This is a genomic window from Cedecea lapagei, from assembly GCF_900635955.1.
Classification (GTDB): Bacteria; Pseudomonadota; Gammaproteobacteria; order Enterobacterales; family Enterobacteriaceae; genus Cedecea; species Cedecea lapagei.
On record NZ_LR134201.1, the window covers coordinates 1,885,122 to 1,907,127 of the forward strand.

The window sequence follows — 22,006 nt, forward strand, 5'->3', positions numbered from 1 at the left end:
ATGACCTCCAGCCAGGCTGAAGATCTTCATAGAGTTGAAGCGATAATAACTCAGTTAACCGTTGGCAAGAAGAGACCTGTCATGAAATGTTGACACTAAAAGGCAAACCTCCGGTCAACAGGCGCGAAATTTATACGCACGCTGTAAACAACAAAGGGCAGCCGAAGCTGCCGTTATCAGCTTAACTAGCCGGTTTATTTTTCCCGGAGGCCAGAGTTTCTTTAAGCTGCACCAGAAGCTGTTTGCGGAAATCGCCCAGCCGGGGCTTGTCTCCCTCCAGCCACGGCAGCGGACGGCAAAGCTCCATCGCCTTGATGCCCAGACGCGCGGTGAGTAAACCGGCGCCGATGCCCTGGGCGGCACGAGCCGAAAGCCTGGCGGCGATATCCTGTGACATCCAGTCCATCCCCACTTCGCGCACCAGCTCGCTGGCCCCGGCGAAGGCGATATTCAGCAACACCAGGCGGAACAGGCGGATGCGGCTGAAGTAGCCCAGTTCAATGCCGTACAGCGTGGCGATGCGCTTAATCAGGCGCAGGTTACGCCAGGCGATAAACGCCATGTCTACCAGCGCCAGCGGGCTGACGGCTATCATCAGCGTGGATTCGGCGGCCGAGCGGCTGATTTCGCGCCTTGCCTGCGCATCCAGCACCGGCTGAACCAGCTGGGCGTAGAGCGCCACCACTTCGCGATCATTATGGGTTTCGTGGATGGAAGCGTACCAGCGCTGCAGCGCCGGATGGCCTTTATCCAGCCCCGCCTGGGCGGCCAGTTTTTCGCAGAACGCTCGCCCTCGCCCCGTACCGTGACTGGCAAGCAGCTCGCGGGCCTCATCACGCTCTTCCGCGCGCTGGCGCAATCGCCATAAACGCCGCCATTCGCTGGCAATCGAGCCGACGCCTGCCGCAACGATCAGTCCGCCGGCCACGCCGCCGCCGAGGGCTATCCAGTCCTGATGAATAAAAGCGTTATGGGTCCACTGCACACCCTGCGCCACAACGCTGACGCCAAACAGCGCCAGCCCGGCGGTGACCATTTTGCGCCACAGGCTGCGTTTTGGCCTCAGCGCAGCGTCAATAACCGCCTCAGCCTGCCCTTCTTCTTCGGCAAGCGTTTCGGTGCTGGTCGCCACCGGCGTAAATTTTTGCGCTTCCGGTTCACTGAACGCATGCGCTGCTTTCCAGTCCTGCTCTTTCTCCGCCTCCAGCGGCTGCGCAAAATCGATGCGCGGTTTAATAGGATCGCTCATCGTAATTTATCTCCAATCAGGAACTCCAGCGCCGCGTCCAGTCGAATGTGCGGCAGCGGACGGTCGACGTCCATCACCTGCGGGCGGAATTGTTCAAACTGAAAACCCTGGCTCTGCCAGAAAGCATTGCCGGGCAGGCGCGAAGGGACCTCGCCAGGATAGACCGTCAGCGGCGCACCGTCGCTAAGGCGGTTGCCACGCAGCGCCGGGATTTGCTCCCCCTGCACTTCAACCATGCCGCTTTGCGTGGCCTGAACGGAGGCCAGCCCCATGCAGTCCATGGTGATACCCTCGAAGGCGGCATTTTGCCAGGCGTCCTGAACCAGCTGCTGCAGCAGGGAAACCATATTGGCGTGCTGATCGACGGTAACGTGGTCAGCTTTGGTCGCGGCAAACAGTAGCTTATCGATAACCGGAGAAAAAAGACGGCGGAATAGCGTCCGCTGCCCGTAATGGAAGCTTTGCATCAGTTGGGTTAACGCCAGCCGCATATCGTTGAACGCCTGCGGGCCGCTGTTCAGCGGCTGCAGACAGTCAACCAGCACAATCTGGCGGTCAAAGCGCAGGAAGTGGTTCTTATAAAAACCTTTCACTACCTTTTCGCAGTAGTAGTCAAAACGGGCACGCAGCATACCGATATTGCTGCTCTTATCCGCCTGGGCAAGTTTCGACTCGCCGAAGCCATCAACATCCGGCCAGGGGAAGAACTGCAGCGCGGGCGCGCCCGCCATATCTCCGGGGAGGACAAAACGTCCCGGCTGAATAAAGTGCAGCCCCTCTTTCTTGCAGCGCATCAGGTAATCGGTCCACGCTTCAGAAATTGCCGCCAGGCGGTTTTCATCGGCAGGAGCAAGCGGATCCAGACCTTCACACAGGCGCCGCCATTCCGCTGACCACTCAGCGCGCTGCCCCTGCAGCAGACCCGTCATCTGGCGGGACCAGCTCAGGTAATCCTGAGCCAGCATCGGCAGGTCGAGGAGCCACTCTCCCGGGTAATCCACGATTTCCAGATACAGCGTAGAAGTGTCTTTAAAGTGCCGCAGCAGCGAGTCGTTTGAACGATAGCGCAGCGCCAGGCGCATTTCGCTTACTCCGCGAGTGGGCGTCGGCCAGGCCGGAGGCGTGCCAAACAGCTGCGCCATACCTTCATCATAGGTGAAGCGCTGAATGCCGAGATCGCGCTGGGGTACGCGCTTAACGCCAAGCAGTCGCTCTTCACGCGCGGCGCTCAGCATCGGCAGGCGAGCGCCGGTGTGAATACCCAGCAGCTGGTTGACCATTGCGGTAATAAACGCCGTTTTACCACTGCGGCTCAGCCCGGTCACCGCAAGGCGTAAATGACGATCGACGCCCCGGTTCACCAGGGCGTTAAGTTCGTTTTTGATTCGGCTCATAAGCGTCCTGATTGCCTTCCGTTTCGGGAAATACCTTCATTGATAATATCAGATGGGGCTAACTGCCACGAATCAAAGCGTTATGCCGAGAAAACTCGCTCCGGAGAGCGGTTATTTTGCCATACGGCGATCGTAACGGTCGGAGACGTTACGGAGGATGCGGGTCAGCAACGGTTCCAGCACCACGGCCAGCACCATTTTCAGCGGGCGGCGAGCAACGGACTTTATCGCCCATGCAGCAAAACCGGCCGGGCCGAATCGCAGTGCGGCCAGCAGAGCCAGCTTCCCGGCGAGTTTCAGGCCAGGTTTAGCTTTTTGCGAGACGGACTGAAACTTAGTCATATTAACTCCTCACAATGGCGGGATTGCTCCCGCCTGATTTCGAATTACAACTGACGGAAACGGCTGCGCAGCGTGAAGGTGTCAGAGGTGATGTAACGTTCCATAGAACGCAAACGTTGTTCACCCGCTGCCAGCTCCGCATCCACCGCGTTCAGCAAGTCGCGGCTGGTGGGCTGCTCGTTTTTTTCATCTGCGCCGTAGGGCATCGGATCCAGTACAAAAGTCATCACGATGTAGGCCACCAGCACAAAGAACGACAGGCCAAAAAATATCGATAAAATCGCAATGGCGCGTACCAGTTTGACCGGCACATCAAGGTATTGCGCAATACCCGCGCATACCCCTTTCACCATCCCTTTTTCTGGGATGCGCCACAGCTTACGACCGGAAAATGAATTGACCATTAGTTGTTTCTCCAGTTCGGGTGTTCGGCATCAAGGATCTGCTCCAGAGACTGAATGCGCTCCCGCATCTGTCGCGCCTCATCGGTCAACCGGGCAAGTCGCTGCTGTTCACTTTGTGAAAGCTGCTCGCCATTAGAACGGTTGCTGTAGTGAAGCCAAAGCCAAATCGGCGCCACAAACAGCACAAAGATGGTCAGCGGGATAGCAAGAAAAAGCGCGCTCATGTGTACTCCTTACTGGTCAGGCTTGAGTCGCGGTACGCTCTGCGCACCGCGGCCTGGATTATTATTGACGATCCTGGTTCATTTTTGCTTTCAGCGCAGCTATCTGGGCGCTGATTTCATCATCGGCTTTCAGTTCGGCAAACTGGGCGTCCAGTGACTTCTGTTTGCCAAAGCCGTGGCTTTCCGCCTCGGACTCCATCTGGTCGATGCGGCGTTCGAAGGATTCGAAACGCGCCATCGCTTCATCCAGCTTACCGCTGTCGAGCTGGCGGCGAACGTCGCGGGAAGAAGATGCGGCCTGGTGGCGAAGCGTCAGCGCCTGCTGGCGGGCACGAGTTTCGCTCAGCTTGTTTTCCAGCTCGCCAATCTCTTTTTTCATGCGCGCCAGCGTTTCATCGACGTGAATCGCTTCGTTTTCCAGCGTCACAATCAGGTCGGTGAGCTTCTGCTTTTCAATCAGCGCGGCGCGAGCCAGATCTTCTTTCTCTTTACGCAGCGCCAGTTCGGCTTTTTCCTGCCATTCGGCCTGCTGCGCGGTAGCTTGTTCAACGCGGCGGCTCAGCTGTTTCTTCTCGGCCAGCGCGCGGGCTGAAGTGGAACGAACTTCCACCAGCGTGTCTTCCATTTCCTGAATCATCAGACGGACCAGCTTCTGCGGATCTTCCGCTTTCTCCAGCAGTGAGTTGATGTTCGCGTTCACGATGTCGGCAAAACGAGAAAAAATACCCATCATTCAATCCTCTTAAGTCATTATTTCAGGTGCCAGGCACTCTGCTCGCAGTAGACATTGCAGCATCCATGCCAACTTTTCATTTCGTTGTTTTATAAGGATTCGTCGAGATTTGACCTGCCAGCAAAAGCCGCTATAGTGGTTAAATTGACTAACCATTAGGGAATTTAACCATGCTGGAAAATAAGGACAGCCTTATCGGAGAGGCCAACAGCTTCCTGGAGGTGATGGAGCAGGTTTCCCGCCTGGCGCCGCTGAACAAGCCGGTGCTGGTGATCGGCGAGCGCGGTACCGGTAAAGAGCTGATAGCCAACCGCCTGCATTTCCTGTCGCAGCGCTGGCAAGGGCCTTTTATCTCCCTCAACTGCGCGGCGCTTAACGAAAATCTGCTGGACAGCGAACTGTTTGGCCACGAAGCAGGCGCGTTTACCGGGGCGCAGAAGCGCCATCAGGGACGTTTTGAGCGCGCGGAAGGCGGCACGCTGTTCCTGGATGAGCTGGCAACGGCCCCGATGCTGGTGCAGGAGAAGCTGCTGCGCGTGGTGGAATACGGCGAACTCGAACGCGTTGGCGGCAGCCAGCCGCTGCAGGTGAATACTCGTCTCGTCTGCGCAACCAATGCCGATTTGCCGGCGCTCGCCGAGCAGGGCAAATTTAGAGCCGACCTGCTCGACAGGCTGGCGTTTGACGTTGTCATGCTGCCGCCACTGCGCGAGCGGCGCTCGGATATCCTGCTGCTCGCGGATCACTTTGCGATTCAGATGTGCCGGGAGCTTAATTTGCCGCTCTTTCCCGGCTTTACCGGGAGGGCCTGCGAGACGCTGCTTAACTATGGCTGGCCGGGCAACATTCGTGAGCTGAAAAACGTGGTCGAACGCTCTGTTTATCGCCACGGATCCAGCGATGAAGCGCTGGACAACATCATTCTGAATCCCTTTACCCACAGGCCAGCGCCGCTGTATCAGCCCCTGAAAGAAGCAACACCCGGTTTACCCGCCCTGCCGCTCGATCTACGAAGCTGGCAGAACGAGCAGGAAAAAGGTCTGCTGGAGCAAAGCCTGAAACAGGCGGCCTATAACCAGCGGCGGGCTGCAGAACTGTTAGGCGTGAGTTATCATCAGCTGCGGGCGATGCTGAAAAAGCATCAGTTGAACGGCCCAACGCCGGAGTGAACGGCGTTTTTTTCACCGTCCTGCGCAGAAAATTGCCGATCGTCACCAGTAATTTTGGGGAGAAGGCAAGAGTGCGATACACTTTGCCCATCACCTGAGATAACTCAAAAACTTATGCGCGGAATGCTCTCCTCCCTGTTACTGGGTTTATGCTGCCTGAGCGGCGCGGCGCGTGCCGCAACGCCTGATGAAAAACCGGCAGACATTCGCCGTAGCGGGTTCGTCTATTGCGTCAACGGGCAGGTCAATACCTTTAACCCGCAGATGACCAGCGGCGGTCTGACCGTCGACACTCTGGCGGCGCAGCTTTACGATCGCCTGCTGGACGTCGATCCTTATACCTACCGACTGGTGCCGAGCTTGCAGAGAGCTGGGAGGTGCTGGATAACGGCGCGACCTACCGCTTCCACCTGCGCCGCAATGTTCAGTTCCAGACTACCGCCTGGTTTAAACCCAGCCGCTCGCTGAACGCCGATGACGTGGTCTTTACCTTTGAACGAATTTTTGACCGCAACCACCCGTGGCATAACGTCAACGGCGGCAGCTATCCCTACTTCGACAGTCTTCAGTTCCCGGAAACCGTAAAAAGCGTCCGCAAGCTGGATGAGAATACCGTGGAGTTCCGCCTCAACAAGCCGGACGCCTCATTCCTCTGGCATCTGGCTACCCACTACGCCTCGGTGATGTCCGCCGAATACGCCGCGCAGCTGACCAAAGCCGACCATCAGGAACAGATGGACCGGCAGCCTGTCGGCACTGGCCCGTTCCTGCTTAGCGAATACCGCGCCGGGCAGTACATTCGGCTGGCGCGTAACCAGCACTTCTGGCGTGGCGTACCGCTGATGCCGCAGGTGGTGGTTGATCTCGGCTCCGGCGGCACGGGACGTCTGTCTAAGCTGCTCACCGGGGAGTGCGACGTGCTGGCCTGGCCTGCGGCAAGCCAGCTGACTATCCTGCGTGACGATCCGCGTTTACGCCTGACGCTGCGCCCTGGCATGAACATCGCTTATCTGGCGTTTAATACTAACAAACCGCCGCTGAATAACCCGGCCGTTCGTCATGCGCTCGCGCTCGCTATTAATAACCAGCGCCTGATGCAGTCTATTTATTACGGTACCGCAGAGACCGCCGCGTCGATTCTGCCTCGTGCGTCATGGGCTTATGATAACGACGCCAAAATTACCGAATACAGTCCGGCCAAAGCCCGCGAGCAGTTGGAAGCGCTGGGAGTGAAAAACCTGGAGCTGCGCCTGTGGGTGCCAACCACCTCTCAGGCCTGGAACCCAAGCCCGCTGAAAACCGCCGAACTTATCCAGGCCGACATGGCGCAGATCGGCGTGAAGGTGATCATTGTGCCGATGGAAGGCCGTTTCCAGGAAGCACGTCTGATGGACATGAACCACGATCTGACGCTCGCCGGCTGGGCCACGGACAGTAACGATCCGGACAGCTTCTTCCGCCCAATGCTGAGCTGCGCGGCGATCAGCTCGCAAACCAACTATGCACGCTGGTGCAATCCTCAGTTCGACAGCGTGCTGCAAAAAGCGCTTGCTTCCCAGCAGCTCTCCGCCCGCATTGAGGCCTATAACGAAGCGCAGGATATCCTCTCCGCCGAGCTTCCGGTGCTGCCGCTGGCCTCTTCATTAAGGCTGCAGGCCTACCGCTATGATATGAAAGGTCTGGTGCTTAGTCCGTTCGGCAACGCCTCGTTTGCGGGCGTCTCCAGAGAAAATGAAGAGGCGAAAAAATAATGATCATCTTTACCTTGCGCCGCCTCTTGCTGCTGCTGATCACCCTGCTGTTCCTGGCGATGGTTGGCTTTAGCCTCAACTATTTTACCCCGCACGCCCCGCTGCAGGGCGCCTCAATCTGGAACGCCTGGGTGTTCTGGTTTGAAAGCCTGCTGCACTGGGACTTTGGCGTGTCCAGCATTAACGGTCAGTCGATCAACGAGCAGCTACGCGACGTGTTCCCGGCAACCATGGAGCTGTGCATTCTGGCCTTTGGCCTGGCGCTGCTGATTGGTATTCCGGTCGGCATGCTGGCGGGCATCATGCGCAATAAGTGGCAGGATAAGCTGATCAGCGCCCTGGCGCTGGTGGGTTTTTCGATTCCGGTATTCTGGCTGGCTCTACTGCTGACGCTGTTCTTCTCGCTGACCCTGGGCTGGTTCCCCGTTTCCGGGCGCTTTGATTTGCTTTACGAAGTGAAGTCCGTCACCGGGTTTGCGCTGGTGGATGCGTGGCTTTCAGATTCCCCGTACCGCAGCGAAATGATCGTCAGCGCTCTGCGCCATATGGTCCTCCCTGTGGCCGCGCTCTCCGTCGCGCCGACCACCGAAGTGATTCGCCTGATGCGCATCAGCACCATCGAAGTGTTCGACCAAAACTATGTGAAGGCGGCGGCCACGCGCGGGCTTTCCCGCTTCACCATTTTACATCGCCACGTGCTGCATAACGCGCTGCCGCCGGTGATCCCTCGGCTGGGCCTGCAGTTTTCAACCATGCTGACGCTGGCGATGATCACCGAAGTGGTCTTCAGCTGGCCGGGCCTTGGCCGCTGGCTGATCAACGCTATTCGTCAGCAGGACTACATGGCCATTTCTGCCGGTGTAATGGTGATTGGCTCGTTGGTGATAATTGTTAATGTGCTTTCCGATATTTTGGGCGCCATGGCCAACCCACTGAAGCATAAGGAATGGTATGCCTTACGATAGCGTCTACCGCGAAAAGCGACCGCCAAGCACGCTACGGCTGACGTGGCGAAAATTTTATGGCGACACCACCGCGATGATAGGCCTCTACGGCTGCGGCGGTCTGGCGCTGTTGTGCCTGTTTGGTAGCCTTTTTGCCCCTTACCAGATTGACCAGCAGTTCCTCGGCTATCAGCTCCTGCCGCCGTCCTGGTCCCGCTACGGCGAGGTTTCGTTCTTCCTCGGTACCGACGATTTGGGGCGTGATGTCCTGAGCCGTCTGCTCAGCGGCGCCGCACCTACCGTAGGCGGGGCGTTTGTGGTCACGCTTGGAGCCACAATCTGCGGCATCGTGCTCGGCGTAATCGCGGGATCGACCCACGGCCTGCGCTCGGCGGTGCTGAACCATATTCTTGATACTTTGCTTTCTATCCCCTCGCTGCTGCTGGCGATTATTGTTGTGGCTTTTGCCGGCCCGCACCTGAGCCACGCAATGTTCGCCGTCTGGCTGGCGCTGCTGCCGCGCATGGTGCGCTCGGTTTACAGCGCCGTGCACGACGAGCTGGAGAAAGAGTACGTGGTTGCTGCTCGCCTTGACGGCGCCTCTACGCTCAACATCCTTTGGTTTGCCGTCATGCCGAACATCACCGCCACGCTGGTCACCGAAACCACGCGTGCGCTGTCTATGGCTATTCTGGATATTGCCGCGCTGGGCTTCCTCGATCTCGGCGCGCAGCTTCCCTCTCCGGAATGGGGCGCGATGCTGGGCGACGCGCTTGAGCTGATTTACGTTGCCCGTGGACGGTTATGCTGCCCGGTGCCGCCATCATGATTAGCGTCCTGCTGGTTAACCTGCTTGGCGACGGCCTGCGCCGCGCAATTAATGCCGGGGTGCAATAATGCCGTTACTTGATATCCGTAATCTGACCATCGAATTTATGACCTCCGAAGGCTGGGTGAAAGCCGTCGACCGCGTAAGCATGACGCTTGGCGAAGGGGAAATTCGCGGGCTGGTCGGTGAGTCCGGCTCGGGAAAAAGCCTCATCGCTAAGGCTATCTGCGGCGTCACCAAAGATAACTGGCGCGTGACCGCCGACCGCATGCGCTTCGATGATATCGACCTGCTCCGGCTCTCTCCACGGGAACGCCGCCGCCTCGTTGGCCATAACGTGTCGATGATATTCCAGGAGCCGCAGTCCTGCCTGGATCCCTCAGAGAGAATTGGCCGCCAGCTCACCCAGAACATCCCAGGCTGGACCTACAAAGGCCGCTGGTGGCAGCGCTTTGGCTGGCGCAAACGCCGCGCCATTGAGCTGCTGCACCGCGTGGGGATTAAAGATCATAAAGACGCCATGAGCAGCTATCCCTACGAGCTGACGGAAGGCGAATGTCAGAAGGTGATGATCGCCATTGCGCTGGCAAACCAGCCTCGCCTGCTGATTGCGGACGAGCCGACCAACGCCATGGAGCCAACAACGCAGTCGCAAATCTTCCGCCTGTTGACCCGGCTGAACCAGAATAACAACACCACCATCCTGCTGATTAGCCACGACCTGCAGATGCTCAGCCAGTGGGCGGATAAAATTAACGTCATGTACTGCGGGCAAACCGTGGAGAGCGCGACCAGCGAAGAGCTGGTGACCGTTCCCCATCACCCCTATACCCAGGCGCTAATCCGGGCGATCCCCGATTTTGGTAGCCCGATGCCGCACAAAAGCCGGTTAAATACCATGCCGGGGGCCATTCCTTTGCTGGAGCAATTGCCGATGGGCTGCCGTCTCGGTCCTCGCTGCCCCTACGCGCAGCGAAAATGCATTGAAGCGCCAAGGCTTGAAGGGGCGAAAAATCATCTTTATGCCTGTCACTTCCCGCTGAATATGGAGAGTCAGTAATGGTCGAAACGCTGCTGGAAGTTCGCAATTTAAGTAAGACGTTTCGCTACCGTACCGGGCTGTTCCGCCGCCAGCACGTTGAGGCGGTTAAACCGCTCAACTTTACGCTGCGCGAGAAGCAGACGCTCGCCATTATCGGGGAAAACGGGTCGGGCAAATCTACGCTGGCAAAGATGCTGGCGGGGATGATTGAGCCCACCACCGGTGAGCTGGTGATTGACGACCACCCGCTTCATTTCGGCGATTACTCCTGGCGCAGCCAGCGGATCCGCATGATATTTCAGGATCCGAGCACCTCGCTTAACCCGCGCCAGCGTATCTCGCAGATTCTGGACTTTCCGCTGCGCCTGAATACAGAACTGGAGCCAGAGCTTCGGCAGAAACGTATTCTGGAAACGTTGCGCATGGTTGGCCTGCTGCCGGACCACGCCAGCTATTACCCGCATATGCTGGCTCCAGGGCAAAAACAGCGCCTTGGCCTGGCCCGCGCGCTGATTCTGCGGCCAAAGGTGATTATTGCCGATGAGGCGCTGGCCTCGCTGGATATGTCCATGCGTTCGCAGCTGATAAACCTGATGCTTGAGCTGCAGGAAAAACATGGGATTTCTTATATTTACGTGACTCAGCACATTGGCATGATGAAGCACATCAGCGACCAGGTGATGGTGATGCACGAAGGCGAAGTGGTGGAGCGCGGCAGTACGGCTGACGTGCTGGCCTCCCCGCTTCATGAATTGACTAAGCGGCTGATCAACAGCCACTTCGGCGAAGCTTTAACCGCTGATGCCTGGCGCAAGGATCGCTAATTCATACTTTTCCTCACGGAAAAGTGGTCGGATTAACGCTTGCGCGGGAGTCATGTTAGAATCGCCCGGTCTTAACGTCGGCCTGCCTGTTTTTTCACCTGCTGGCCGCAACAACAATGACTATTAAGGATTAAAGCTATGGGTTTTCTTACCGGTAAACGCATTCTGATCACTGGCGTCGCCAGTAAACTCTCCATTGCCTACGGTATCGCACAGGCGATGCACCGCGAAGGTGCCGAGCTGGCTTTCACCTACCAGAACGAGAAGCTGAAAGGCCGTGTGGAAGGTTTTGCTGCCGAGCTGGGCTCAAGCATCGTGCTGCCTTGCGATGTGGCTGAAGATGAGAGCATCGAAGCGCTGTTTACCGAACTGGCGAAAAGCTGGCCGAAATTTGACGGTTTCGTTCACTCCATCGGCTTCGCCCCTGGCGACCAGCTGGATGGCGACTATGTGAACGCCGTGACCCGTGAAGGCTTTAAAATTGCCCACGACATCAGTGCCTACAGCTTCGTGGCAATGGCAAAAGTGTGCCGCGAAATGCTGAACCCAGGCTCCGCCCTGCTGACCCTCTCCTACCTGGGCGCAGAGCGTGCTATCCCTAACTACAACGTTATGGGCCTGGCAAAAGCGTCTCTGGAAGCCAACGTTCGCTACATGGCTAACGCGATGGGGCCTGAAGGCGTGCGCGTAAACGCTATCTCCGCAGGTCCAATCCGTACCCTGGCTGCCTCCGGCATCAAAGACTTCCGTAAAATGCTGGCCCACTGCGAAGCGGTAACCCCAATTCGTCGTACCGTGACCATTGAAGATGTGGGTAACTCCGCAGCCTTCCTGTGTTCCGACCTCTCCGCCGGGATCTCCGGTGAAGTGGTTCACGTTGACGGCGGCTTCAGCATCGCTGCAATGAACGAGCTGGAACTGAAAGACTAATTTCAGTTTCAGGGTGAAGCGGGCTACGGCCCGTTTCGCTCTTCCCCTCTCTATTCCCCGCCCGACTTCAGATTAGTTATATCTTTCCGATATTTATTATCACCGATCATTCTTTTGTCACCTCCCGTGCTTGCGCCAGGATAAAACAGCGAACCAGGCCCGGCATCGACGTTGTATCCGGGTCTGCAAACTTTTTTGACCAAGGAACGACCATGGAACAACGCCGCTTTTCTGGTAAAAGCCACTGGTATCATGAAACCCAGTCCAGTCTGTGCCCGGCGGATGTGCTGCCTTTAGTTCCCGAAGCGGCGCAGGTTGAAGACCGCTTTCTGCTTGATTTAGCGCCCCCTGAAGCGCAGCTGATTGTCGAAGCCCCCTGGCTTGATGCAGCCCGAGCCGCCTCTGAAGTGCTGCTCCCGGACAATATCCACGTGACGCGTTTGCATACCCTCAGCAGCTATGACCGCCTGAGCACGGCACTCACCGTCGCGCAGGTTTATGGCGTGCAGCGTCTTTGTAACCACTACGCCGCCCGTCTGGCGCCGCAGCCAGGCCCCGACTCCTCCCGCGAAAGCAACCGCCGCCTGACCCAAATCACCCAGTTTGCCCGCCAGCTTGCCAGCCACCCGACGCTTATTGACGACGCAGCGCTCGTAGAGCTGGACGAATGCGGCCTCTCGGTGGACGACATTGTTGCTTTCACCCAGATAATCGGCTTTGTTGGCTTCCAGGCGCGCGCAATCGCCGTCTGGCAAGCCCTTCAGGGCCTTCCCGTACGCTGGCTGCCGGGTATCAGCGGGCAGCAGGACGCCGATCCAGAGCTGTTTATGCCGCATCCCGTCAGCTGGCAGCCGGGGCTGCCGCCGGTTGAGATGAGATATGCCCGTCCGGAGCAGCTGGAGGTGCTGAGCATAAGCCAGCCGCTGCGCACACTGCGAGATATTGCCTGGCTGCTGGCCCATAACGACCGTGTTCTCTCTTATCTTAGCCAGCTGGCCCGTCTGTTCTGGCAAACCCCCTCGCCGCTTTCAGGCGACGCGCAGCTGGTGACGATGCTGACGGCACGTATTAACGGCAGCGCAGCCTGCTTCAGCGATGCGGTGACGTCCTGGCAAGGAGATGCTGGCCTGCCGGATGCGATGCGTAACGGCGAGCGTGCGCTGAATGCCTGGAGCCATAACCATCCTCGCGAAAAGGCGATCATTCAGGCCGTTCAGCTGTTGACCCGTGCGCCGGACCGGTTCAGCGCCGCCCAGCTTCAACCTTTGTATGAGCAGGGTTTTAGCGAACAAGAAGTGCTGAGACTGTTGGTCGGCTCCGGGCTGGCAGGCTGGATAAATCGCCTGAAAATCGGCCTCGGCAATACCGCTCAAGCGCTGGCTCCATAAGCCTTCGGGGCAATCAGCGCTTGCCGCAGAGTAAGGTTTCGCGTAAAACTGTCAGCCGCTCTTTAGGCCACGAAAACGAAACGATATGCTTCAGGATAACCCGCTGCTCGCGCAGCTAAAACAGCAACTGCATTCCCAGACTCCACGCGCTGAAGGTGTGGTAAAAGGTACGGAAAAAGGGTTCGGCTTCCTCGAAGTCGACGGCAATAAAAGCTACTTTATTCCGCCGCCGCAGATGAAAAAAGTGATGCACGGCGACCGTATCAGCGCCGTCATTCACACCGATAAGGACCGTGAGTCTGCCGAGCCGGAAACGCTTATCGAGCCTTTCCTGACGCGTTTTGTTGGCCGCGTTCAGAAGAAAGACGATCGTCTGTCAATTGTCCCGGATCATCCGCTGCTGAAAGATGCTATTCAGTGCCGTGCCGCACGTGACGTTGAACATGACTTCCAGCACGGCGACTGGGCGGTGGCTGAGATGCGCCGCCATCCGCTGAAAGGCGACCGTGGCTTCTACGCCGAGTTAACCCAATTTATCACCTTCGGCGACGATCACCTTGCGCCGTGGTGGGTGACACTGTCACGTCACAATCTGGAGCGTGAAGCGCCGGACGGCGTAGCCACCGAAATGCTCGATGATGGCCTGGTGCGGGAAGATTTAACCGCGCTGGATTTTGTCACCATCGACAGCGCCAGCACCGAAGATATGGATGATGCGCTGTATGTTGAAGCGCTGGCCGACGGCAAGCTGCAGCTGACCGTTGCCATCGCCGATCCAACGGCCTGGATTGCGGAAGGCAGCAAGCTCGACGGCATCGCTAAAATCCGCGCCTTCACCAACTATCTGCCTGGCTTCAACATTCCTATGCTGCCGCGTGAGCTGTCAGACGACCTCTGCTCCCTGCGCCCAAACGTTGTTCGCCCTGTTCTCGCCTGCCGTATGACCATTGAGCAGGACGGCGCCATTGCCAGCGACATCCATTTCTTCGCCGCAAATATCGAGTCCAAAGCCAAGCTGGTTTATGACGAAGTCTCTGACTGGCTGGAAGAGAAAGGTGACTGGAAGCCGCAAACCGAAGAAATTGCGAATCAAATTCGCCTGCTGCAGCGCATTTGCCTGGCCCGTAGCGAGTGGCGTCAGACCCATGCCCTGGTCTTCAAAGACCGCCCGGACTACCGCTTTATTCTGGGTGAAAAAGGCGAAGTGCTGAATATCGTAGCCGAGCCTCGCCGCATCGCAAACCGCATCGTTGAAGAGTCGATGATTGCGGCTAACGTCTGTGCCGCCATCGTGCTGCGCGAGAAGCTGGGCTTCGGGATTTATAACGTGCATACCGGCTTTGACCCGGCAAACACCGACCAGCTGGCGGCTATGCTGCAGACCCACGGCATCACCGTGGACGCGCAGGAAGTGCTGACCCTGGAAGGTTTCTGCAAGCTGCGTCGCGAACTGGATGCTCAGCCTACCGGGTTCCTGGACAGCCGCATTCGCCGTTATCAGTCGTTTGCCGAAATCAGCACCGAGCCTGGCCCGCACTTCGGCCTTGGCCTCGAGGCCTATGCCACCTGGACTTCACCGATTCGTAAGTTCGGCGATATGGTTAACCATCGCCTGCTGAAAGCGATCATCAAAGGTGAAACGGCCGCTCGTCCGGCTGAAGACACCACCGTCCAGATGGCGGAGCGCCGCCGTCTGAACCGTATGGCAGAACGCGACGTTGGCGACTGGCTGTATGCCCGTTACCTGAATCCGCAAGCCGGCACCGATACACGCTTCGCAGCAGAGATTATCGACGTCAGTCGTGGCGGGATGCGCGTGCGCCTCGTTGATAACGGTGCGGTAGCGTTTATTCCTGCGCCATTCATCCATGCGGTGCGTGACGAGCTGGTTTGCAGTCAGGAAAACGGCACCGTGCAGATTAAAGGCGAAGTCGTTTATAAGGTGACCGACGTTATCGACGTGACCATCGCGGAAGTGCGTATGGAAACCCGCAGCGTAATTGCTCGCCCCGCGGTCTGATCCTGAGGCACGCAGTGAAAGCCGGGCGCTCTGCCCGGCTTTTTTATGCCCGCGGCTCCCTGCGCCGACGTAAAGCACATCCTCTGCAAAAACAAGATCTTTTCCTCTTTACCGGGGCTTTAACATCAGCTTTCTGTTGCTACTATAAATAATAGATTTGGGTGATGATTTCCCTGAGGCTCAGGAGCAAGAATGAAAGACGATGCAGAGCAGAACCTGCTTTATCGTTATCTGGGGACGAGCAGCCCCTACTGGCGTTTACCGGCTGACAGTAACGCCCTACAACTGGCGGCCAGTGAAGATTCTGACACCGGTCGGGTCGTGGCGCTGGAACCTGCGCAGGCAGACGAAATTCGGCAGATGACGGTGATCACTTCCAGCCTGACCATGACGCTGTCGCTGTTCGGCACCGAGGTACCGGTGCATATGGTGGGCCGAAAAGTGTCAAAACGTGAATGGGCAGGCACCGCATCGGCCTGGCACGATACCCGTTCGGTGGCGCGAGATCTGGTGCAGGGCCTCTCTTTTGCAGAGCAGGTGGTCTCTGAAGCCAATTCCGTAATAGTGATCCTTGATAAACAGGGAAATATTCAGCGCTTCAACCGGCTAAGTGAAGAGTACACCGGGATGAAAGAGCACGAGGTCATCGGCCAGAACGTTTTCAGGCTGTTTATGAGCCGCAGCGAAGCCGCCGCCTCAAAGCGCAATATCAGCGGTTTTTTCCGCAACGGCAGCTCCTATGAGGTCGAACGGTGGGTAAAAACCCGAAAAGGCCAGCGGCTGTTTTTATTCCGCAATAAGTTTGTGCACAGCGGCAGCGGCAAAAACGAAATCTACCTGATTTGCTCCGGAACCGACATCACCGAAGAGCGCCGTGCTCAGGAGCGCCTGCGGGTGCTGGCGAATACGGATACGATCACCGGCTTGCCAAACCGCAACGCCATTTACGATCTGATCGCCGACGCCATAGAGAAGCGTGAAGAGGCCCAGGTTGGCATCGTCTATCTGGATCTCGATAACTTTAAAAAAGTGAACGATGCCTACGGCCACATGTTTGGCGATCAGCTGCTGCAGGCCGTTTCACTGGCGATTTTAAGCTGCCTTGAAGAGGGCCAGGTGCTGGCTCGCCTCGGCGGTGATGAATTTATCGTGCTGGCGACCAACACCTCGCAGGGCTCGCTGGAGGCGATGTCCTCCCGCATTTTAACCCGTCTGAAACAGCCCTTCCGAATCGGCCTGATTGAGGTCTATAGCGGCTGTTCGCTGGGCATTTCTCTTGCCCCGCAGCATGGCGAGGAGCGAGAGAACCTGATTCGCAATGCCGATACGGCCATGTACACGGCAAAAGAGAGCGGCCGCGGTAAGTTTTGTGTGTTTTCGCCGGAGATGAATCAGCGGGTCTTTGAGTATTTGTGGCTCGATACCAATCTGCGCAAAGCGCTGGATAACGACCAGCTGGTGATCCACTACCAGCCGAAGATAACCTGCCGAGGCGAAGTCCGTAGCCTGGAGGCGCTGGTACGCTGGCAGTCCCCGGAGCGCGGGCTGATCCCTCCTCTGGACTTTATCTCCTACGCCGAAGAGTCCGGCCTGATTGTGCCTCTGGGCCGCTGGGTGATGGTTAGCGTTGTGCAGCAGGTGGCGAAGTGGCGGAAGAGCGGCATCAATCTGCGCGTGGCGGTTAACGTTTCGGCTCGCCAGCTTGCCGACCAGACTCTCCTTAGCGACCTCAAACAGGCGCTGAAAGATCTGAATTTCGACTACTGCCCGATCGACGTTGAGCTGACCGAAAGCTGTCTTATTGAGAATGAAGAGCTGGCGCTCTCGGTCATTAAGCAGTTCAGCCAGTTGGGGGCGCAGGTCCATCTCGATGACTTCGGCACCGGCTATTCATCTCTATCGCAGCTGGCTCGCTTTCCTATCGATGCGATTAAGCTGGATCAGTCTTTTGTGCGCGACGTGCATAAGCATTCGGTCTCCCAGTCGCTGGTCAGGGCTATTGTAGCCGTTGCCCAGGCGCTCAATTTGCAGGTCATTGCTGAGGGAGTGGAAAATCAAAAAGAAGACGCCTTCCTTACCAGGAACGGCGTCAACGAACGGCAGGGTTTTTTATTCGCGAAACCTATGCCCGCAGCCGTATTCGAGCGATGGTTTAAACGCTACCGGGCCAGTACAAAAGGCTAGCTAGCTTTACGCAAAGCCGTCGAGGTATGGCGGTTTTGCAGCTGCACAAGCCGCTCCATGTAGGCGATGTCTTTGGCCTCCAGACAAAATGCGGCATCCACCCAGTCCTCGGTGATGTCCATCAGCTCCGAACGCGGTAGCTGCAGCACCCGCTGCCGCGCACGAAGCATCGCCTTTACGCCGTTTAATTTAGGCTGAAGGGTATCGATAAAGGTGCGCGTGGCCAGATAGCCTTGACCCGGCTCAAACAGCTGATCCACTAAACCATGCTGGTGATACCACTCCGCCGTGTGGGACTCCCCTTTATATATAAGCTCCTCCGCAAGCTTCATGCCGGAACGGCGAGCCACCAGCGAGTAAGCGCCCATGCCGGGAAACAGGTTAAATGCGATTTCAGGGAAGCCCAGCCTTGCGTCACGCTGTCCCAGAACGAAATGGTGCGCCAACGCGGCTTCAAACCCGCCGCCAAGGGCACTTCCTTCGACCATCGCCAGACTGATGGCCCCGCTATCAAAACCGCGCGATGCGGCATGAACGCAGTCAACGCACGCCCGTGCGTAGGCGCGGAGCGCTTCACGACGCCCGTTGCGAATAGTTTCAATAAAAAACCCCAAATCCCCGCCGGTATTGTACATGCCGGGGACCAGCGAACCGGTAACCCAGAAATCAACTTTGAATCCGGCCTTCTGGACGATATAGCCCAGGTTCATGATCTCCTCGATAAGCTCGTGATTAAAGCAGGGACGCGGGCGGGAGCGAAGCATCATCCAGACGGTACGTCGTTCTTCTTCGTAATATCCAGACAGTTGAGTGAAACGTGCAGTATCGGTAAAGAGTTTGCAGGTGGGTTGGTTGATAACTGTCATAGCCAGATCCTCATAAAATGAATGTGCGGTCATCGCAGGATCAGACTAATCCACGGCTATTGTTTGATGAATGTGGAGCAGAGATTAATAATTAATACTTATATGTTGTGCGATAATTTATTGCACAATAAGGTCAGGAATTCGCCGCTCACCCTTCTCTTTAGCGCCTATTTTTTGCATTATGGGTGCATGATTCATTCGCCATTACCGACAGGATTAATAATGCCAACCCTGGATCCGCAGCAGCTTGCCAAACGTATCGATACCGTGCTGGATATTTTGGTTGCCAAAGATTATGCCTCAGCGATAAACAACCTTGAGATCCTCAAGGCCGAATTACTGAGCGTAGATAACGACGGGAATAAACACGGCGGCGAGCCAAAAAAATCGCCGTGGGAAATTTAACGCCTTCTCTGACAAAAGCAGCCCAACAAAAAGGCTGCTTTTTCTTTATGCCTCTTCCCTGAACTGTATTAGTGACCCAGCCCGCCCCATCCCTGAATAGCCATATATAGTCCCATCGCAGCAATCAGAGCGCTTGAAAAGTATGGCGCTTTTCTGGCAAATGCGCTGAATCCACTCCAGCGCTTTGCCACCTGACGGACGCCCACCGCCGCGCTGACGCCGACCGTGACTAGCGTCAGCGCAAGGCCAAGGCTAAAACAAACCACCAGCGTGGCGCCCAAAGTCAGCGCTTTAAGCTGCATACAGATCAGCAATACCGTGATAGCGGCCGGGCATGGAATCAAACCGCCTGTCAGGCCAAACAGCAGAATTTGCCCGTTGGTCACCTCTTTATTGCTAAAACGCCGCTTAATATCATTGGCATGCGCCAGCTCATGCGCGTCCTGATACTCCTTCGACCCAACATCGAGACCTTCTGTTCCGGAATGATCGTGGTGATGTTCATGAAACTCCACTTCGTAATCATGACTGTGCCCGCGGTGGCCAAATGAGAGACGCACGTTAAAGTTATGAGGTTCAGGGATGGGCGAAGTCGACTCCATGTAACCTCCGCAATCCACAAACTTGAAAACCTGCGAACTCTCTCTTCCTTCGCGCTGAGTCTCCAGAGCGATATTTCCCGCCTCCAATTTTCTTCGGCTAAGGTTGCGTAAACGCCAGCGGGGAGCCTGCCCTTCTTCAAAGATGGAAAGCTCAACATAACCATGACCGGTATCAATCCGTTTTGTTTCATCATGATGGTGATGTCCGCTTTCCTGCGACTCTGCGAGCCAGTTTTTCTCTCCGCGCCAGGTGCGCCAGAACATCCAGAATGCCGTAGCGAGAATAATGACGGCGGAAATCAATTGCAGCCAGGGTTCGGCGGATTCCGCAGTGAAACGTTTACTGATGTACATCCCGCCAAACGCAATAAGCCAGACGATGGCCGTGTGGGATAGCGTCGCCGCCAGCCCAAGCATAGCCGCCTGCCTGGCGGTACCTTTAATAGCGATGATAAATGCGGCCATCATCGTTTTCGAATGCCCGGGTTCAAGGCCGTGCAGTGCGCCAAGCAGAATTGCGCTGGGGATAAAGAACCAGGCGTTGCCTTGTTGGAAAAGCGTTGTGAATTCAGTCATGAGGATCGTTCTTGCTGAGATGTGGGATCTAAATTCTACTCCCCCCCAGTATAAAATACTACCCCCCAGTAGATTTGTGTGAGTATCATTATAAAGATCTTCTTAGAGGGTAAACCGCATGTCACATACCATCCGCGATAAGCAAAAACTGAAAGCCCGTGCCAGCAAAATTCAGGGACAGGTGATTGCGCTAAAAAAGATGCTTGATGAGCCACATGAGTGCGCGGCCGTATTGCAGCAAATCGCCGCCATACGAGGTGCAGTTAATGGCTTAATGCGCGAGGTGATTAAGGGGCATCTTACGGAGCATATCGTGCATGAAGTGGATGAGGTGAAGCGTGAAGAGGATCTCGACGTGATCCTGAAGGTGCTGGACTCTTACATTAAATAAGCTTTGCGTGAAAGCCACCGCCGAACGGTGGCCGTAAAGACTAGAGCGTTAAGGATCCAAAAGCGCCCTGCCAGTCTTTTTCAAACCCGCCAATTGCCGCCGTTACCGCCGGGGTGACCAGGATTTGCTCGACCACATCAATGGGCAGCGTGATCGCTTCGCAGCCGGCCAGAAGGCACGACATCGCCTGATGCGGCGTGCGGAAACTTGCCGCCAGCACTTTAGCGTCAGGCGCGTGCAGCGTTAAAAGCTGCTGCAGATCCTGCACCATCTGAATTCCGTCCCCGCCCTGAGCATCCAGCCTGTTCACATAAGGCGCAACATATTCAGCGCCCGCCAGCGCGGCCAGCAGCCCTTGCGCTGCGCCATAAACCGCCGTACCCAGCGTCGGGATATCCATTAACTTAAGCTGCTTAAGCGCCGCAAGCCCTTCCGGAGTGGCAGGAACCTTCACAACCAGCCCCGGTACGCGTGCGGTTAACAGCTGCGCTTCTTTCACCATTTCATCCGCATGGCTGGCTATCACCTGGGCGAAAAGCTTGCCTTCTCCGCCAAGCGCATCCTGCAGCGCAGGGAGCACTTCCCACAGGGAAATACCGGCTTTAGCAACAATTGAAGGGTTGGTCGTGACGCCCTGCAGCGGCAGAACCCGGGCAAGACGCTTAACGGCGGCTACATCAGCGGTATCTAAATACAGTTCCATTACGCTCTCCAGAAGTTGAGTCAACTCTCATTGACGGCATCATAACCCGGCCGTCGATTGTTTAGCTGATCAATATCAATATAACTTTCATTCGAAAGTAATTTAATTTACGAAAGAAACACGGAGAGCTATATCATGCTGTTCAATATCCAGCGCTACTCTACCCATGATGGCCCGGGGATCCGCACGGTCGTCTTCCTGAAAGGCTGCTCCCTGGGCTGCCGGTGGTGCCAGAACCCGGAAAGCTGCTCCCGGGAATGCGATATCTTGCTGGACCGTCGCCTTTGTCTTGCCGGCTGCGATCTTTGTCAGCAGGCTGCGCCGGAGGTAGTTTCTCGTGCTGGAGATGAGCTGATCATCGCTCGCGGCAAACTTGACGAAGGCGCGATAAGTTCGCTCCGGGATTGCTGCCCGACGCAGGCGCTGACCGTCTGCGGTGAGGAAAAAACAGCGGACGCCATTATGACCGCCGTCCTTCGTGATAAACCTTTTTATCTCCGGAGCGGAGGAGGCATCACGCTGTCCGGCGGCGAGCCCTTTATGCAGCCCGAGCTGGCTAAAGAGTTGCTGCAACGAAGCAAAGATGCCGACCTGCACACTGCCGTGGAGTCCTGCCTGCACGTTCCCTGGAAATACCTGGAACCTTCGCTGCCCTTTTTAGATCTGCTGCTGGCCGACCTCAAGCATGTAGACAAGGCGCGTTTTCACGCGTGGACCGACGGCAGCGCCGAGCGGGTGATGGATAATTTTCGCAGGCTTGCCGCCTGCGGTGTAGCAATGACCCTCCGCGTACCGCTCATTCCCGATTTTAATGCTGATGAACGCTCCATTCGCGCCATCACCGATTTTGCCGCCGATGAGATCGGCGCAAAGTCGATCCATTTTCTGCCCTACCACACCCTGGGCATCCATAAATATCACCTGTTGGGGAAGCCCTATCTGGCCGCCAGCAAGCCGCTTGATGCGCCAGAACTTCTGCATTTTGCCGAACAGTACGCCAGCCAAAAAGGCATGACAGCCTGGATTAGAGGATAAC

20 protein-coding genes and 2 pseudogenes are annotated in these 22,006 nt (G+C 56.7%); 13 read left to right on the plus strand and 9 right to left on the minus strand.

The window, feature by feature from the left end; genetic code table 11:
- Nucleotides 1-181: 181 nt before the first annotated feature.
- The 6 genes from EL098_RS09195 to pspA form a co-directional block, all read right to left on the minus strand.
- Complete coding sequence (locus EL098_RS09195; RefSeq protein ID WP_126355947.1) at nucleotides 182-1,249, minus strand: YcjF family protein; 1,068 nt, start codon at nucleotides 1,247-1,249, stop codon at nucleotides 182-184.
- Complete coding sequence (locus tag EL098_RS09200; protein ID WP_126355949.1) at nucleotides 1,246-2,643, minus strand: YcjX family GTP-binding protein; 1,398 nt, start codon at nucleotides 2,641-2,643, stop codon at nucleotides 1,246-1,248. Before EL098_RS09200 ends, EL098_RS09195 begins: the two co-directional genes overlap by 4 nt.
- Nucleotides 2,644-2,754: 111 nt before the next feature.
- Nucleotides 2,755-2,985, minus strand: coding sequence for a phage shock protein PspD (gene pspD / locus EL098_RS09205; protein ID WP_096754017.1), 231 nt, complete (start codon nucleotides 2,983-2,985; stop codon nucleotides 2,755-2,757).
- A gap of 44 nt (nucleotides 2,986-3,029) precedes the next feature.
- The gene (pspC, locus tag EL098_RS09210) at nucleotides 3,030-3,389 is read right to left on the minus strand and encodes an envelope stress response membrane protein PspC (RefSeq protein ID WP_126355951.1); all 360 of its coding nucleotides are present in this window, start codon (nucleotides 3,387-3,389) and stop codon (nucleotides 3,030-3,032) included.
- Nucleotides 3,389-3,613, minus strand: a complete 225-nt coding sequence (pspB, locus tag EL098_RS09215; RefSeq protein ID WP_126355953.1) for an envelope stress response membrane protein PspB — start codon at nucleotides 3,611-3,613, stop codon at nucleotides 3,389-3,391. Before pspB ends, pspC begins: the two co-directional genes overlap by 1 nt.
- 61 nt (nucleotides 3,614-3,674) lie before the next feature.
- On the minus strand, nucleotides 3,675-4,343 hold the full coding sequence (gene pspA / locus EL098_RS09220; RefSeq protein ID WP_126358400.1) for a phage shock protein PspA: 669 nt from the start codon (nucleotides 4,341-4,343) through the stop codon (nucleotides 3,675-3,677).
- A gap of 173 nt (nucleotides 4,344-4,516) precedes the next feature.
- Between pspA and pspF the strand changes: the two genes are divergently transcribed.
- The 10 genes and pseudogenes from pspF (at nucleotide 4,517) to pdeR (ending at nucleotide 17,427) form a co-directional block, all read left to right on the plus strand.
- Nucleotides 4,517-5,515 (plus strand): phage shock protein operon transcriptional activator, encoded by a 999-nt coding sequence (gene pspF, locus EL098_RS09225; RefSeq protein ID WP_126355955.1) that lies wholly within the window; start codon nucleotides 4,517-4,519, stop codon nucleotides 5,513-5,515.
- Nucleotides 5,516-5,629: 114 nt separating this feature from the next.
- Nucleotides 5,630-7,266 (plus strand): annotated as a pseudogene (gene sapA / locus EL098_RS09230) (ABC transporter substrate-binding protein SapA).
- Nucleotides 7,266-8,231 carry a putrescine export ABC transporter permease SapB gene (gene sapB, locus EL098_RS09235; RefSeq protein ID WP_126355957.1) on the plus strand — a complete coding sequence of 322 codons (966 nt, stop codon included), beginning with the start codon at nucleotides 7,266-7,268 and terminating at the stop codon, nucleotides 8,229-8,231. The pseudogene sapA and the gene sapB overlap by 1 nt, the downstream one beginning before the upstream one ends.
- Nucleotides 8,218-9,107: pseudogene (gene sapC / locus EL098_RS09240) on the plus strand (putrescine export ABC transporter permease SapC). Before sapB ends, sapC begins: the two are co-directional and overlap by 14 nt.
- Nucleotides 9,107-10,099 (plus strand): putrescine export ABC transporter ATP-binding protein SapD, encoded by a 993-nt coding sequence (gene sapD / locus EL098_RS09245; RefSeq protein ID WP_126355958.1) that lies wholly within the window; start codon nucleotides 9,107-9,109, stop codon nucleotides 10,097-10,099. The pseudogene sapC and the gene sapD overlap by 1 nt, the downstream one beginning before the upstream one ends.
- Nucleotides 10,099-10,905: a putrescine export ABC transporter ATP-binding protein SapF gene (sapF, locus tag EL098_RS09250; protein ID WP_126355959.1), complete on the plus strand. Its 807-nt coding sequence runs from the start codon at nucleotides 10,099-10,101 to the stop codon at nucleotides 10,903-10,905. Before sapD ends, sapF begins: the two co-directional genes overlap by 1 nt.
- Nucleotides 10,906-11,043: 138 nt before the next feature.
- Entirely contained in the window at nucleotides 11,044-11,835 is a 792-nt protein-coding gene (fabI, locus tag EL098_RS09255) for an enoyl-ACP reductase FabI (RefSeq protein ID WP_039294025.1), read from the plus strand.
- Nucleotides 11,836-12,047: 212 nt separating this feature from the next.
- Nucleotides 12,048-13,223: a CMD domain-containing protein gene (locus tag EL098_RS09260; RefSeq protein WP_126355960.1), complete on the plus strand. Its 1,176-nt coding sequence runs from the start codon at nucleotides 12,048-12,050 to the stop codon at nucleotides 13,221-13,223.
- Nucleotides 13,224-13,308: 85 nt separating this feature from the next.
- The gene (locus EL098_RS09265; protein ID WP_126355961.1) at nucleotides 13,309-15,243 is read left to right on the plus strand and encodes an exoribonuclease II; all 1,935 of its coding nucleotides are present in this window, start codon (nucleotides 13,309-13,311) and stop codon (nucleotides 15,241-15,243) included.
- Between the two features lie 192 nt (nucleotides 15,244-15,435).
- Nucleotides 15,436-17,427, plus strand: coding sequence for a cyclic di-GMP phosphodiesterase (pdeR, locus tag EL098_RS09270; RefSeq protein ID WP_126355962.1), 1,992 nt, complete (start codon nucleotides 15,436-15,438; stop codon nucleotides 17,425-17,427).
- Here the strand turns inward: pdeR and EL098_RS09275 are convergent.
- Nucleotides 17,424-18,293 carry a crotonase/enoyl-CoA hydratase family protein gene (locus EL098_RS09275; RefSeq protein ID WP_126355963.1) on the minus strand — a complete coding sequence of 290 codons (870 nt, stop codon included), beginning with the start codon at nucleotides 18,291-18,293 and terminating at the stop codon, nucleotides 17,424-17,426. The two genes, pdeR and EL098_RS09275, sit on opposite strands and share 4 nt — an antisense overlap.
- A gap of 222 nt (nucleotides 18,294-18,515) precedes the next feature.
- Between EL098_RS09275 and yciZ the strand changes: the two genes are divergently transcribed.
- Complete coding sequence (gene yciZ, locus EL098_RS09280) at nucleotides 18,516-18,698, plus strand: protein YciZ/DeoL (RefSeq protein ID WP_126355964.1); 183 nt, start codon at nucleotides 18,516-18,518, stop codon at nucleotides 18,696-18,698.
- Nucleotides 18,699-18,766: 68 nt separating this feature from the next.
- On the opposite strand, the gene EL098_RS09285 is transcribed toward yciZ, so the two are convergent.
- Nucleotides 18,767-19,876: a nickel/cobalt efflux protein RcnA gene (locus EL098_RS09285; protein WP_126355965.1), complete on the minus strand. Its 1,110-nt coding sequence runs from the start codon at nucleotides 19,874-19,876 to the stop codon at nucleotides 18,767-18,769.
- Between the two features lie 118 nt (nucleotides 19,877-19,994).
- Here EL098_RS09285 and rcnR point away from each other — a divergent pair, with 118 nt between their 5' ends.
- Nucleotides 19,995-20,267, plus strand: coding sequence for a Ni(II)/Co(II)-binding transcriptional repressor RcnR (gene rcnR, locus EL098_RS09290; protein ID WP_126355966.1), 273 nt, complete (start codon nucleotides 19,995-19,997; stop codon nucleotides 20,265-20,267).
- Between the two features lie 40 nt (nucleotides 20,268-20,307).
- Here rcnR and fsa read toward each other — a convergent pair whose 3' ends face one another.
- Nucleotides 20,308-20,970: a fructose-6-phosphate aldolase gene (fsa, locus tag EL098_RS09295; RefSeq protein WP_126355967.1), complete on the minus strand. Its 663-nt coding sequence runs from the start codon at nucleotides 20,968-20,970 to the stop codon at nucleotides 20,308-20,310.
- Between the two features lie 135 nt (nucleotides 20,971-21,105).
- Between fsa and EL098_RS09300 the strand changes: the two genes are divergently transcribed.
- Nucleotides 21,106-22,005: a glycyl-radical enzyme activating protein gene (locus tag EL098_RS09300; RefSeq protein WP_126355968.1), complete on the plus strand. Its 900-nt coding sequence runs from the start codon at nucleotides 21,106-21,108 to the stop codon at nucleotides 22,003-22,005.
- Nucleotide 22,006 lies beyond the last annotated feature (1 nt).